Genomic DNA, 12646 nt, shown 5'->3' with positions numbered 1-12646 from the left:
GCTAAAGCGATCGATCTGTCAGTTATTTATGGACGGCCAAAATGCCCAAGATCAGCGACAAGAAGCGCGAAGGCCGGCGGCAGCAGATCCTCGAAGCGGCTCTCGCCTGCTTCGCTGAAGACGGTTTTCACCAGACCGGCATGGCCGACATCGTCAAGCGATCCGGACTGAGCCACGGCGCGGTCTATCTCTACTTCCAGAGCAAGGACGACCTGATCGAAGCGCTCGCGGACGACCGGCATCGCCGTGAGGCTGTGCTCAACTCGGTCGCTCAAGGATCGGGCGATCCGATCGAAGGACTGCACGCGCTGGTCCGCGTCTATGCGCAATGGCTCACCGATCCTGCCGGCGAGGCGCGCCGCCGCGTCGGCATCCATGGCTGGGCCGAAGCGCTGCGCAACCGCCGCGTCCGCAACAGCGTCGTCGAAGGCATCGACATGCCGCGCGCGCTGATCGTCGCCCTAGTCGAGCGAGGCCAGCACGACGGCCTCATCAAGCGCGATCTCGGGGCGGAGGCCATCGCGCGCGTGCTGATCGCGATCTTCCAGGGCTTTGTGCTGCAAAAATGCTGGGGCGAGGAATTTGACGTCGAGGCCTGCATGGCGGCCGTGGCAAGCGTGATCGAGGGATTTCGCACCGCCAAGCCTGATATCAAGCGACGAGCCAGGACATGAACGATGTCCTGGATTCATGAACTCCTTGCCGGCACCGGCGTCGGTCTTGTCGCGGGATTGGCATCGGGCTTCACGGGGACGAGCCCGGGTGGCGGCCTCGTCATCTTCTCCGTGCTGCTGCTCGGAGCGGAGCAGCACGTCGCCCAGGGTACCTCACTGATCACACAGATCCCACCGACAGGCCTTGCCGGCGTGCGCCGCTACCGGCAGAGCGGAAATCGCAGTCCCTTGCAGTGGATCGTCTGGATTGGCATCGGATTTCTCATCGGCGGCGCGGGCGGCGGCTATGCCGCGGCCGCGGTATCCGACGCGGTGCTGCGATGGACCTACGTCGTCTATCTCGTCGCACTGATCGCAATGCTGGTTCTGCGCGGCGACCGCAAGGACGGCGGCAGCGAGGCTGGCGCTCGAGACGAACTGCCATGGCTGCCCCTGCTGCTCATCGGCATGCTGGCCGGCTTTTCCTCCGGCTTCATGGGTATCGGCGGCGGCCTCGCGATCACCGTCGGCCTCGCTGCGGGCCTGCGCGTGCCGCAACATCAAGCGCAACTCGCCAGCCTGATCTTCTCGGTGATCCCGACCAACATTCCGGCCGCCTGGATCTACTGGAGCAAGGGACTCATGATCGGCTGGCCGGCCATCATGGGCATTCTTGCCGGCCTCTGGATCGGCACCGATCTCGGCGCACGCATGGCCAACGGCGTCAGCAAATCGGTGCTGCGCCGGGCCATGATCGCCCTTATCTCGCTGATGGCGCTCTACATGACTTACAAAGCGGTGAGCTAGTCTTACGGCCGTTTCGGAATGTTCAGCCCGCGCTGCACGGCCGGACGTGCCAGTCCGCGCTCGAGCCATGCAGCGACCGACTTGAACTGGCTGAATTCGACGAGATCGCCGGCGCCGTAGAAACCGACGAGGTTACGCACCCAGCCGAGCATCGAGATGTCGGCGATGGTGTAGTCGTCATCCATGAACCATTGCCGGCCTGAAAGATGCGACTCCATCACATCGAGCAGACGCTTGGCCTCGCTGACGTAACGATCGCGGGGCCGCTTGTCCTCGAAATCCTTGCCGGCGAATTTGTGGAAGAAGCCGACCTGGCCGAACATCGGCCCGATGCCGCCCATCTGGAAATGCAGCCACTGGATGGTCTGGTAGCGGCGCGCGGCATCCTCCGGCAGAAGCTTGCCGGTCTTCTCCGCGAGGTATTGCAGGATCGCACCGGATTCGAACAGCGGCAGCGGCCCGCCGCCGGGACCGTTGGGATCGAGGATCGCGGGAATCTTGCCGTTCGGATTGAGCGAGAGGAATTCGACCGTCTTCTGATCGTCCTTGCCGAAATCGACGAGATGGACTTCGTAGGGAAGCCCGATCTCCTCCAGCATGATCGAGACCTTAACGCCGTTCGGCGTCGGCAGCGAATAGAGCTGAAGCAACTCGGGATGCGTGGCCGGCCAGCGCTTGGTGATGGAAAAGGCGGACAGATCAGACATCAGGACCCCGGTTGCGTTCGTGGAACGTCGCCTAATTTAGGCGGGGCTCCGAACGACGCAAGGTCGACCTGTTGGCAAGTTCACAATGGATGCAGCAGGTGGCTGGTGGCGTACGCGATATCGCGCTGTACACGTTGCTCGATGAAGAGCTGTCCGGTGACGAGCAGTGTTCCGGTGAAAACGAGCGCGAGCATCGCGGTCGCGAACTGACTGGCATCATTCATCGCAAGGGCTTCTCTGTCATCGGGTCGAATGGGAAACGCGGGCGAACCATCGACAGTTCCTGCACACCTCGAATAAATTGCCTATTTTTCCCGGATTACATCCGCTGGCAGGCCGTCTCAGTAATTGATCTCCATCCGCAGTCCGCGCGGATCGATCTCCTCCCCACCGACACGCTGCGTGCTGTCGCGTGCCGCGACTGCGCATGCGCAGGCATCGATGAGATCGTCGCGACCGATGCCGGTGCCGTGGCGCTGCGTCAGCCATTTCGACAGGCGCGTGAAGCCGCGTTGCTCCAGCAGTGCGATGCGCTGCTCGCGGCCTTCCGCCGATGTCTTTCTTGCGAGCTGGACTCGTCCAGCGAGATTCCAGAAGATCAATTCCGGATGCGCTTCGCCGATCGTCGCCTGCCGTGCCGGCGTCATGATCTCGTCGACATCCCTGATCTTGTCCCTGATGTTCCAGAGCTGCGCCGACACGCCCCTGCCCTTGCCTTCATGCTCCCAGTAGTGGCGATTGGCCGCCGCCATGTCGGGAAACCTCCAGAGGTCGCGGCGCGCGCCGAGAAACACGGCGGGGCCCACGAGCTCGCGTGCACGCAGGTCGCAGGCGCGATAGCCGCCCGGCTTCAAACCGATCGGCATGTCGATCATCGCGCGCGCATGCGGTAACGCGAGCAGGCGCGTGAGCCCCGGTGAATAGTCGAAGCCGTGATCGCCGCGCTCATCGATCCACGCCGCGACCCAGCCAAAGCGAAATCCATCGAGGCCGAGATAGTTGTTCACACGTACGATCCAGCCCCCGGGCCGATGCTCGCTCATCCCGTGCTCTCGCCTCCATGGCCCTCGAACAGGCGCTGCGCCAGCAACGCATGGCCGAGCGTGCCGCCAGCGCGCACGGCTGCCGCGATCAACGCGGCTTCCGCGACCTCCTCGCACGTGGCGCCGGCCTTGGCCGCCTGCGCCGTGTGAACGTCGAGGCAATAGGCGCATTGCGTGGTGAGTGCGACCGCGAGCGAGATCAGCTCGCGGTACTTGGGCGGGATCAACCCGTCCTTGCGCTCAACCGCGTGGTTGAAGGCCAGGAACGCGTTGGTCTCGACCGGCGCGAGCGCCACGAAAGCCGGTATTGACTTCAGATCGTCAGAGCTTTGATAATCGGTCATGTCTCACTCGTCAGATATTCGCGCATCAAAGCGCGGGCGCGGTGCAGCCGTGCCTTCACGGTCTGCCTTGACGCACCGAGCGCGGTGGCGATCTCCTCGATGGTCATCTCCTTGACGTCGCGCATCAGCGCGACATCGCGGTAGTGCGGCGGCAGCGCCTCGAAGGCTGCGGCCACGTCCAGCCGCAGATCGGCCTCGGGGCGCGACAGCAGCAGCGCTTCCGCCTCGCCGTCGTCGATATCAGGCGCAAGGCCAGCTTTGCGCGCAAGCCGCAGGCATTCGCGGCGGACCACGCTGAACAGCCAGGCCGAAAACGCCAGCCACGAGCGGATCGTGCCGACATGCCGGAACAGGATCCACAACGCTTCCTGCGCGGCATCCTCGGCATCCGCCGAACTTCGACAGGTGGCGCGTGCATAGCGGCGGATGTCCGGCTGCGCCGTCTCGAGCAGTGAGGCAATCGCCTGGGGATCGCCGAGCCGCGCCGCCTCGAACAGATTGGGTGAGATTGCAGCCGCCCTCACGACACGCCTCCCCGTCCGATGCCGGCCACCGCGCACATCGGGCAATAGCCGACGAGGCCGGTCAGCGCGAAGCCGGCGCCGCCGAGCGCGACCAGCCACGCCGCAGCGCCGCCGAGGTACACGAAAGCAGCTATCGCAGCCGCAATTCCCAGCACAACCCGCAACGCCTGGTGCAGGCCGCCGATATTCTTCCTGTAGAATGCCATCACATCCTCCGCCATGAGCGAGGCGAAATGCCTCGACGGACAAGAGGGCGCGAGGTGCGGAAAGGATTCGCGGCGGCCGGCAATTTTTTGGCGGGTCAGCCTCCGACCGCCTGGTAGGCCAGGCGCTTGAACTCGAAGAAGAACGGATTCCAGAAACCCATATAGCGCTGGGTCATCAGCACGCCGGCGGTATTGGCCTCCGGGCAGATCCACCAATGGGTGCCGGCGAGGCCGCCCCACTGGAATTCGCCGATCGAATTCGGCGGATCAAACGGCATCGGCGCGAAGGTGACGGCGCCGCCGAGGCCAAAGCCCTTGCCGGGGATCGGGCCGAGATTGGCGAAGCGGATGGTCTGGCCTGCGGGCAGCTCGTTCGTCATCATCTGCCGCAGCGTCTCCGGCTTCAGCAGCGCGTCCGACCCCGGCAACAATGCGCGCACCAGCGCGAGCATGTCGGGCAAGGTCGAGACCAGACCGCCGCCGCCCGAGAGCCGCGGGAACGGCCGCCGATAGGCCTGCGGAAACGGAAGATTGTCGGCCCGCGTCAGGCCGGGCTGGGTGGGGTCGAGCACGTCAGCGCCGTTGTAGAGCGCAACCAGCCTGCCCTGCTGCGCCTCCAGCACGTGGAAGCCGGTGTCGATCATGCCGAGGGAATCGAAGATGCGCGCCTTGAGGAAGGTATCGAGCGGCTTGCCCGAGACAACCTCCACAACGCGGCCGAGGACGTCGGTCGCCACCGAATATTCCCATCCGGTGCCGGGATGATAGGACAGCGGCAGATTGGCCAGTTGGTCGATCATGTCGGTCAGCGGCGTCAGCGGATTGAGGATGCGCGCCTCGTTGTAACCTTTGAACAGCACCATGCCGGGATCGAAGATGCCGTAGCTGAGGCCGGAGGTGTGGGTCAGGAGCTGGCGGATCGTGATCGGGCTCCTTGCCGGCTCGACATCGGCAAGACTTGCCGCGCCCTGCTTCAGCACCTTGCGATTGCCAAGCTGCGGCAGGAATTTTTCGACGGGGTCATCGAGCCCGACGCGGCCTTCCTCGACCAGCAGCATGACCGCGCATGTGACGAAGATCTTGGTGTTGGAAAACGCACGGAAGATATGGTCGGGCCGGAGCGCCGTCTTCGCCTCGCGATCGGCAAAGCCCACGCATTGCTGATCGACGACCTCGCGCCCCCGCAGCACCGCCCAGGACGCGCCGGGAATGATCTCCTGATCGACGTGGCGCTGCATCGCCTTCCGCGCGGCGGAAAAATCTGTCGTTCTGGCGTCCATGTGTTTCCCCAATTATGGTTGGGATGGATATAGCGCGCTTTCGCAAGAAATGAAGGCCGCAGCGCCTAACCCTGCTTCATGAACGCGGTGACGTGCAGGCAGCGGCGGATGCGCATGCCCTGCCGCTGGTACAGTGCAATCGCCGACGCGTTGCTGGAAAACACGTGGAGAAACGGAATTTCGCCGCGCGCCTCGATCCGGCGCGCGACGGCCGCAAGCAGCGCCTGCGCATAGCCGCGGCCACGATAGTCGGGATGCACGCAGACGGCCGTCATCTCGACGAACTTTCCCGGCTTCATCCGCTCGCCGGTCATCGCGACCAATTGGTCCCCGGCGCGAATGCCGAGGAACGTGCCGAGCTCATGGGTCCGCCGCGCGAACGGACCGGGCTTCGTCAGCTCGGTCAACGCCGTCATCGCGGGCACGTCTGCGGCCCCCAGCGTGACGATCTCGGCATCGCGGAGCGGACCGTCCGCGGGCGAGCCGATCATCTGCTCGCAGGGCCCGGCGAGCACGACCTTGAAACCGGCGGGAACGTCGACGGCCTCCGGCGTAAACAGCGCGGCGACCTGCGACCCCGACAGGAGATCACCGAGCGCATCAAAGCTTGCCGCCGACATGTCGACCATGTCGGCAAAGGGCGTCATGTCCACGGGATAGCGCAGCGCTTGCGGGCCGCCCTCCGCCAGATGCTTATGGCTGGTCGTCAGCGCGCTCCAGATCGGACGATCCAGCAGCGCCACGTCGCTGTCGGACACCGGGCTAGTCCTTGTCGAAGCTGACGATGACGGCGGCGTTGGCGATGAGGATAGGATCATTGGCCACTTCCGTGGCCGAGGGAATCTCCAGCCCACCCTTGACCGCAGTCACGGTCACGGTGCCGTAAGGCAGCTCCTTCGCAACGGCTTCCTTGTCCACCGCCTCGGGGTTGGGCACTCCAATCGTGACGTCGACGAACATGTCGTTCGCGGTCTTGCGGATCATCCGGAAGAACCCGAGGCTCGAATGCCTGATGGCATCGGACACCGCGCGTTTCGCTGCCTTGGTGGCGTCCCTGCCGTGAACGTCGACGCCCATGCCCATCTCGGTGATACAGCGAACGCGAGTCATTTCTTATTCCTGTGGTTGGTTAGGTGATGAGTGTCGGCGATCGGGAGGCGTGGCACAAGTTGTTATCGTCGCGAGGGCGGAGCATGGGGCACCCGTAGCCCGCATGAGCGAAGCGACATGCGGGAACACTTTACCCGGATATCGCTACGCTCATCCGGGCTACGAAGCTGGATTGCCTCGCTACGCCTTCGACTTCTCGTGCGCGCGCAGTTCGTCGACCAGCACCCGCACGTTCTCCGAATAGTCGATCGGGATCACGACGAGGTGCACGCCGCCCTCCTTGAAGGCTGCATCGAGCGTCGGCCCGAAGCTATCGATGCTCTCGATGCGGTGCCCCTTCGCCCCATAGGCCTTCGCGTAGAGGACAAAATCGGGATTGCCAAAGGTCATGCCGAAATCGGCGAAATGATCGACGGCCTGCTTCCAGCGGATCATGCCGTAGGCGTTGTCTTCCAGCACCAGCACGACCAGGTTGAGCTTGAGGCGGACGGCGGTCTCCATCTCCTGGCTGTTCATCATGAAGCCGCCGTCGCCGGCGACCGCGAGCACGCGGCGGTCCGGATAGAGCATGGCGGCCATCATCGCCGACGGCAGGCCGGCGCCCATGGTCGCCAGCGCGTTGTCGAGCAGCAGCGTATTGGCGACGCGGGTGCGGTAGTTGCGCGCAAACCATATCTTGTACATGCCGTTGTCGAGCGCGACGATGCCGTTCTCCGGGATCACCTGCCTGATGTCGTGCACGATGCGCTGCGGCGTCGGCGGCCAGCGCGCCTCGGTCGAACGATCGGCGATGTGCGCGAGGATCTTTTCGCGCAACGGCAGAAGCGCGGCCGCCTGCGGCAGCTTGCCTTCGAGGCGGTCCGCCAGCAACTCCAGGCTCGGGCCGACATCGCCGACGACCTCGGCATCGGGAAAGTAGACCAGTTCCACGCTCGCCGGCGTATAGCTGACATGAATGACCTTCGGCCCCGCCGGGCCCATGATGAAGGGCGGCTTCTCGATCGGATCATGGCCGATGGCGACGATCAGGTCGGCCGCATCGATGGCATCGTGGACGTAATCGCGCTCGGACAGCGCGGCGGTGCCCATGTAGAGATTGGTGCCGCCAGGCACGGTGCCCTTGCCCATCTGCGTGGTGAAGAACGGAATGCCGGTCCGCCGCACGAAGCTCGCGATGCCGTGGGTCGCGCGCGGCCGACTGGTCGCAGCCCCCATCATCACCAGCGGGCGCTTCGCGGCCAGGATCATCTCGGCGGCGCGCTCGAGCGCGGCGCGGTGGGCGATGGGGATTTCGATCGGATGGACCGGGATCACGGGAACGCCAGGCACTTCATCGCCGGCGATGTCCTCGGGCAGTTCGAGATGCACGGGCCCCGGCCGCTCCTCCATGGCCACGCGAAAGGCATCGCGCACCACGGTCGGGATGCTGGAGGCGCTGATGATCTGCCGCGACAATTTCGTCAGCGGCTTCATGGTCGCGACCACATCCACGATCTGGAAGCGCGCCTGCCGGCTGCTCATGATCGGCTTCTGGCCGGTGATCAAAATCATCGGCATCGCGCCGAGATGTGCATAGGCCGCGCCGGTCGACAGGTTGAGCGCGCCCGGGCCGAGCGTGGAGAGACAAACGCCGGGCTTGCCGGTCAGCCGTCCGTGCGTGGCGGCCATGAAGGCAGCGGCCTGCTCGTGGCGGGTCAGGACCAGCTCGATCTTGGAGGTGCGAAGCGATTCCACCACATCGAGATTCTCCTCGCCGGGGACGCCGAAGATGCGGTCGACGCCCTCGTTCTCCAGCGCCGCAACGAACAGGTCCGATCCCTTCACCTTGCGCTCCTGCCCGCTCATGTCGCCTCCCGGTTCGCTGTGCTGGCTCCCGTGTTGCACGGAAGCGGGCGCATGGTAGCGGTCTGCGGCGCGGGCACAACTCACAATGAGGCGCGCAACTGGCTTCAACGTCGTCATTGCGAGATGTGGCCATGACGTGTCCCGGACGCGTTGCAGCGTTCCTACGCTGCCGCGCAGAGCCGGGACCCAGGAAGCCAGAGCACTTGCTGCTGCATGGGCCCCGGCTCTGCAGCGCATCACTTCGTGCTGCATAGCGTCCGGGGCACGAGATGGCTGTTGAACGCCCGGATGAGCGAAGCGACATCCGGGCTACGGCCTCTATGCTGACACCCTCACCGTCACTTGCCGAGGATATCCGCGGCGGCGCGATCCAGGATCGCGGCGATGCGGCGCGCCTCGGCGGAGTCGGCGCCGTGCTTGGCGCGTAGCGCGCGCTTGAGGTTGTGGCGGGCGCGGTGCAATTCATCGGACGCATCGCCGTCGAGATCGCCGACGCCGGCGAAGGCCTCACGCACCTCGTCCATGCGGCGTCCGATCCGCGACAGCGCCTGCAGGATCGCATCCGCGGTTGCGCGGTTCTCGGCGAGATGCGCCTCACCCTGCTGCGTGATGCTGTAGAGCTTGCGGCCGCCGTCTTGCTGCACGCTGCTGTGGCCGACCTCTTCGAGATAGGTCAGCGCCGGATAGATCACCCCCGGGCTCGGCGTGTAGAACCCGTCGGACCGCTCCTCGATGATCTTGATCAGCTCGTAGCCATGCGCGGGGTTTTCGGCGAGCAGCGCCAGGATCACCAGTTGAAGGTCCTGCGAGGACAGCCGCCGTGCGCCGGGAAAGTCGCCGCCCGGGCCGCGCCCGAAGAAGCCATGCCCGCCGCGGCCAAAACGCCTGCCACCGCCGTGTCGGCCCATCGCAAGAGCAAACTGGAATTCCCGATCGTCCCGGTCGTGTCTGCCGTGGTGTTTATCACGAAACATATCTTACGTCTCCATTGTTAGATATATCGCAAGATATGTTTTGAGATCCGAAGCGCAAGGCACGAGTCCGTGATTTTGTCTCAAGAGCTATTTCACCAGTAAAATCAGCGTGCAGGCTTGACACACCACTGACATCCGCTGGTATGTCAGTTATGACCACAACCTCTCTCGACCGCGACCGCGCCTATTCCCTGCTCCGCGACCTCGTCGTCTCCGGGGAGTTTGCGCCCGACGAACCGCTGTCCGAGCGCAGCCTGTCGAGCCGGCTGGCGCTGGGACGCACGCCGATCCGCGAGGCGCTGAAGGCGCTCGCCCAGGACGGCCTCCTCACCATCCACCCGATGCGCGGCACCTTCGTGCGGCAGATGTCGTTCGACGATCTGCGTGAGATCCACGAACTGCGGCTCGCGCTCGAGGGCATGGCCGCCTATCTCGCCGCGACGCGCGGGCCGACCGAGGCGCTGCGCCAATGCGCGGAGGAGCTGCGCAACATCCAGTCGCGCGAAAACCTCGATGTCGAGGAGGCGCAACAGGTCGGCTGGGCCTTCCATGACGAGCTGTTTCGCGCGGCCGGCAATGGCCGGCTGGCGCAGTCCTACGACAATCTGCGTGCGCAGAGCGGCCTCGCGCTTCAGAAGATGCGGCAATACAGCGTCGAACGCACGCGCCAGGCCGTCAGCGAGCACCTCGACATCTACGCAGCCGTCGAAGCGCACGATCCCGACGCCGCACAGCAGCGCATGTGGCGCCATCTGTCGTCCGCCTTCGAGGCGCGCCTCACCGCGCTCGGCGCGATCCGCACGCAATATCCGGGACAAGGAGACCATCACGCATGATCCGGCCACTGCTCAAATTGCCGCTCGTCGTCCAGATGCTGCTCGGATTGGTGCTGGGCCTCGGCGTCGGCCTGCTCTGGCCGGATGTCGGCGCAAGCCTGCGCCCGATCGGTACCGCTTTCGTCGAGGCGGTGAAGATGATCGTCATCCCCGTGGTGTTCGCGGCCGTGACGCTCGGCCTCTATCGCATGGGCAGCGAGCTGAAAGTCCTCGGGCGCGTCGCCGCGATCAGCCTAGGCTATTTCTACCTTGCGACCGTGATCTCGATCCTGATCGGTCTGCTGCTCAACGCCGCCTTCCATCCCGGCGCCGGCGCGCCACTGGCCGCCACCGGCAAGGTGCCGCAGAACCTCGCCGTGTCCGTGGACTGGATCAAGTTCTTCATGGACATGATCCCCTCCAACATCGTCGCGGCGATGGCCGAGCAGAAGATTTTGCCGACGCTCGTCTTCGCCATCCTGTTCGGCCTCGCCCTCGCCTCCGTCGGCAAGGTCGGCGAGCCCATGGTCGCCGTGCTCGAAGCGGTGATGGCGGCGATGTTCAAGATCACCAAATGGATCACCTCGCTGGCGCCGATCGCGATCTTCGCGGTGATGGCCTGGCTGTTCGCGACGCAAGGGCTCGCCACCGTGGTCGCGCTCGCAAAGCTCGTCGGCGTCATGTATCTCGGCCTCGCCATCATGGTCGCGATCTTCTGGCTGATGCTGCTTGCAATCGGCGAGAAGCCGATCGCCGTCACCAAAGCGGTGATGGAGCCGATGATCCTGGCCTTCTCGACCCGCTCCTCCGAGGTCACTCTGCCGTTGCACATGGAGAAGCTGCGGGCGATGGGCGCTTCCGAGCGCATCGTCTCGGTGGTGCTGCCGCTCGGTTATGCCTTCAACCGCGACGGCGCCATCATGTATTTCGCGCTCGCCGTCACCTTCCTCGCGGAAGCCTATGGCGTGACGCTGACCTGGTCGACGCTGTTCACCATCGTGATGGTCACGACCATCGCGAGCAAGGGCAGCGCCAACGTTCCCTCCGGCGGGCTCGTCGCCATTGCCATGGTGCTGTCGGCGATCGGCCTGCCGATCGAGGCGCTCGCGGTCATCGCCGGCGTCGACGCCTTCCTCGACATGGGCCGCACCGCGATCAACGTGTTCGGCAACACCGTCGCGGTGAAGCTGGTCGAAAAGTTTGCCGGCGACCTCGCCACTGATGAAGCGCAGCCCGCCACGGCCGGCCTGCAAGTGCAGGACGCCTGATGAATACGCAAGACAGCAGCCGCGACGACATCGTCGATCTGCGCAGCGACACCGTCACGCTGCCGACCGCGGCGATGCTGGAGCGCATGCAGCGCGCTCCGCTCGGCGACGACGGCCGCGAGGGCGACCCGACGGTGCGCGAACTGGAGACGCGCGGCGCAGCTTTGATCGGCAAGCAAGCGGCCCTGTTCGTGCCGAGCGGCACGATGGGCAATTTGCTGGCGATGCTCGCGCATGCCGAGCGCGGCACGGAGGTGTTCGCCGACGCTGGTGCGCATCTGCTCAATTCCGAGCGCGGCAGCGTCGTCACGATCGCGAGGCTCGTGCCGAAGCCGATGCCCGGCCGTCGCGGCGCGATGGACGAAACGGCATTGGCCGACGCGATCCGCACCTCTGATAGCCCCGGCCTGATCGCGATGGAGACCACGCATAATGGTGCCGGCGGTGCCGTGCTGTCCCTCGCCCATATGATGCAAATCCATGCGCTCGGGCGCGCTCGCGGGATTCCCGTGCATCTCGACGGCGCCCGCCTCTTCAATGCCTCGGTCGCGCTCGGAGTGCCGGCCGCGCAGATCGCCGAACACGCCGACAGCGTGATGGTCTGCCTGTCCAAAGGCCTCAGCGCGCCGGTCGGCAGCCTGCTCTGCAGCAGCAGTGACTTCATCGCGAAGGCACGAGCCCTGCGAAAGCTCGTCGGCGGCACCATGCGCCAATCGGGAGTCGTCGCAGCGGCAGGCCTCGTCGCGCTGAAGAACATGATCGAACGCCTCTCCGAGGATCACGCGGCGGCCAAGCGGCTCGCCACCGCCTTGAGCTGGCTCGACCCGGCGCTCGCCGATCCCGATCATGTGCAGACCAACATCCTGCGCGTCGACGTCTCCGCGAGCGGACGCGAGGCCGCCGCATGGGCCGAAGGCATCAAGCAGCACGGCATCCTGGTGCAAGCGAGCGGCCCCGCGCAGCTCCGGCTCGTCACCCATCGCCACATCGACGCGGCGGCGGTAGATCGCACCATTGCCGCTTTTGCGGCGCTTCGTCCCTAGCGCAGCGTTGCAACCCTCACGCAGCGT

At 65.2% G+C, this 12646-nt stretch carries 16 protein-coding genes; 5 read left to right on the top strand and 11 right to left on the bottom strand.

The genetic code is table 11. From position 1 onward, the window contains the following. The first annotated feature begins 41 nt into the window (after window positions 1-41). Window positions 42-674, top strand: coding sequence for a TetR/AcrR family transcriptional regulator (locus RAD15_RS02745; RefSeq protein ID WP_458174098.1), 633 nt, complete (start codon window positions 42-44; stop codon window positions 672-674). A gap of 3 nt (window positions 675-677) precedes the next feature. Continuing rightward, complete coding sequence (locus tag RAD15_RS02740; RefSeq protein ID WP_458174096.1) at window positions 678-1460, top strand: sulfite exporter TauE/SafE family protein; 783 nt, start codon at window positions 678-680, stop codon at window positions 1458-1460. Between the two features lie 2 nt (window positions 1461-1462). Here the strand turns inward: RAD15_RS02740 and RAD15_RS02735 are convergent, their stop codons facing one another. The 11 genes from RAD15_RS02735 to RAD15_RS02685 all read right to left on the bottom strand — a co-directional run bounded on the left by RAD15_RS02735 (window position 1463) and on the right by RAD15_RS02685 (window position 9493). Continuing rightward, window positions 1463-2167, bottom strand: coding sequence for a glutathione S-transferase family protein (locus RAD15_RS02735; protein WP_458174094.1), 705 nt, complete (start codon window positions 2165-2167; stop codon window positions 1463-1465). Between the two features lie 80 nt (window positions 2168-2247). Next, window positions 2248-2391 carry a hypothetical protein gene (locus tag RAD15_RS02730; RefSeq protein ID WP_458174092.1) on the bottom strand — a complete coding sequence of 48 codons (144 nt, stop codon included), beginning with the start codon at window positions 2389-2391 and terminating at the stop codon, window positions 2248-2250. A 117-nt stretch (window positions 2392-2508) separates the two neighbouring features. Next, complete coding sequence (locus RAD15_RS02725; protein WP_458175011.1) at window positions 2509-3174, bottom strand: DUF429 domain-containing protein; 666 nt, start codon at window positions 3172-3174, stop codon at window positions 2509-2511. Window positions 3175-3206: 32 nt separating this feature from the next. After that, on the bottom strand, window positions 3207-3554 hold the full coding sequence (locus tag RAD15_RS02720; protein WP_458174090.1) for a carboxymuconolactone decarboxylase family protein: 348 nt from the start codon (window positions 3552-3554) through the stop codon (window positions 3207-3209). Then, a complete protein-coding gene (locus tag RAD15_RS02715) occupies window positions 3551-4078 on the bottom strand; it encodes an RNA polymerase sigma factor (RefSeq protein ID WP_458174088.1) in 528 nt (175 codons plus the stop codon). Before RAD15_RS02715 ends, RAD15_RS02720 begins: the two co-directional genes overlap by 4 nt. Then, window positions 4075-4284: a YgaP family membrane protein gene (locus RAD15_RS02710; protein WP_458174086.1), complete on the bottom strand. Its 210-nt coding sequence runs from the start codon at window positions 4282-4284 to the stop codon at window positions 4075-4077. The genes RAD15_RS02715 and RAD15_RS02710 overlap by 4 nt, the downstream gene beginning before the upstream one ends. A gap of 95 nt (window positions 4285-4379) precedes the next feature. Beyond that, entirely contained in the window at window positions 4380-5564 is a 1185-nt protein-coding gene (locus RAD15_RS02705) for a serine hydrolase domain-containing protein (protein ID WP_458174084.1), read from the bottom strand. Window positions 5565-5629: 65 nt separating this feature from the next. Further along, window positions 5630-6322 (bottom strand): GNAT family N-acetyltransferase, encoded by a 693-nt coding sequence (locus RAD15_RS02700; protein ID WP_458174082.1) that lies wholly within the window; start codon window positions 6320-6322, stop codon window positions 5630-5632. Window positions 6323-6326: 4 nt separating this feature from the next. Continuing rightward, the gene (locus RAD15_RS02695) at window positions 6327-6674 is read right to left on the bottom strand and encodes a Lin0512 family protein (RefSeq protein ID WP_458174080.1); all 348 of its coding nucleotides are present in this window, start codon (window positions 6672-6674) and stop codon (window positions 6327-6329) included. Between the two features lie 180 nt (window positions 6675-6854). Further along, window positions 6855-8519 carry an acetolactate synthase large subunit gene (locus tag RAD15_RS02690; RefSeq protein ID WP_458174078.1) on the bottom strand — a complete coding sequence of 555 codons (1665 nt, stop codon included), beginning with the start codon at window positions 8517-8519 and terminating at the stop codon, window positions 6855-6857. Between the two features lie 338 nt (window positions 8520-8857). Beyond that, entirely contained in the window at window positions 8858-9493 is a 636-nt protein-coding gene (locus RAD15_RS02685; RefSeq protein WP_458174076.1) for a PadR family transcriptional regulator, read from the bottom strand. Between the two features lie 152 nt (window positions 9494-9645). Between RAD15_RS02685 and RAD15_RS02680 the strand changes: the two genes are divergently transcribed. From RAD15_RS02680 to RAD15_RS02670, 3 genes are read left to right on the top strand one after another with little or no spacing between them, the layout of a single operon-like run. Beyond that, window positions 9646-10329, top strand: coding sequence for a GntR family transcriptional regulator (locus tag RAD15_RS02680; protein WP_458174074.1), 684 nt, complete (start codon window positions 9646-9648; stop codon window positions 10327-10329). Next, the gene (locus tag RAD15_RS02675; protein ID WP_458174072.1) at window positions 10326-11576 is read left to right on the top strand and encodes a dicarboxylate/amino acid:cation symporter; all 1251 of its coding nucleotides are present in this window, start codon (window positions 10326-10328) and stop codon (window positions 11574-11576) included. Before RAD15_RS02680 ends, RAD15_RS02675 begins: the two co-directional genes overlap by 4 nt. After that, window positions 11576-12619 carry a GntG family PLP-dependent aldolase gene (locus tag RAD15_RS02670; RefSeq protein ID WP_458174070.1) on the top strand — a complete coding sequence of 348 codons (1044 nt, stop codon included), beginning with the start codon at window positions 11576-11578 and terminating at the stop codon, window positions 12617-12619. Before RAD15_RS02675 ends, RAD15_RS02670 begins: the two co-directional genes overlap by 1 nt. The last annotated feature ends 27 nt before the right edge of the window (window positions 12620-12646 follow it).

Source organism: Bradyrhizobium sp. 14AA, assembly GCF_054185205.1.
Note: the sequence above shows the minus strand (reverse complement) of the source record. Positions and strands in the feature narration are given on the sequence as shown.

What these genes read in the sequence shown, in the direction of transcription:
- RAD15_RS02745 (WP_458174098.1), top strand. Translation starts at nt 42, where the DNA reads ATGCCCAAGATCAGCGACAAGAAGCGCGAAGGCCGGCGGCAGCAGATC.
- RAD15_RS02740 (WP_458174096.1), top strand. Translation starts at nt 678, where the DNA reads ATGTCCTGGATTCATGAACTCCTTGCCGGCACCGGCGTCGGTCTTGTC.
- RAD15_RS02735 (WP_458174094.1), bottom strand. Translation starts at nt 2,167, where the DNA reads ATGTCTGATCTGTCCGCCTTTTCCATCACCAAGCGCTGGCCGGCCACG.
- RAD15_RS02730 (WP_458174092.1), bottom strand. Translation starts at nt 2,391, where the DNA reads ATGAATGATGCCAGTCAGTTCGCGACCGCGATGCTCGCGCTCGTTTTC.
- RAD15_RS02720 (WP_458174090.1), bottom strand. Translation starts at nt 3,554, where the DNA reads ATGACCGATTATCAAAGCTCTGACGATCTGAAGTCAATACCGGCTTTC.
- RAD15_RS02710 (WP_458174086.1), bottom strand. Translation starts at nt 4,284, where the DNA reads ATGGCATTCTACAGGAAGAATATCGGCGGCCTGCACCAGGCGTTGCGG.
- RAD15_RS02705 (WP_458174084.1), bottom strand. Translation starts at nt 5,564, where the DNA reads ATGGACGCCAGAACGACAGATTTTTCCGCCGCGCGGAAGGCGATGCAG.
- RAD15_RS02695 (WP_458174080.1), bottom strand. Translation starts at nt 6,674, where the DNA reads ATGACTCGCGTTCGCTGTATCACCGAGATGGGCATGGGCGTCGACGTT.
- RAD15_RS02690 (WP_458174078.1), bottom strand. Translation starts at nt 8,519, where the DNA reads ATGAGCGGGCAGGAGCGCAAGGTGAAGGGATCGGACCTGTTCGTTGCG.
- RAD15_RS02685 (WP_458174076.1), bottom strand. Translation starts at nt 9,493, where the DNA reads ATGTTTCGTGATAAACACCACGGCAGACACGACCGGGACGATCGGGAA.
- RAD15_RS02680 (WP_458174074.1), top strand. Translation starts at nt 9,646, where the DNA reads ATGACCACAACCTCTCTCGACCGCGACCGCGCCTATTCCCTGCTCCGC.
- RAD15_RS02675 (WP_458174072.1), top strand. Translation starts at nt 10,326, where the DNA reads ATGATCCGGCCACTGCTCAAATTGCCGCTCGTCGTCCAGATGCTGCTC.
- RAD15_RS02670 (WP_458174070.1), top strand. Translation starts at nt 11,576, where the DNA reads ATGAATACGCAAGACAGCAGCCGCGACGACATCGTCGATCTGCGCAGC.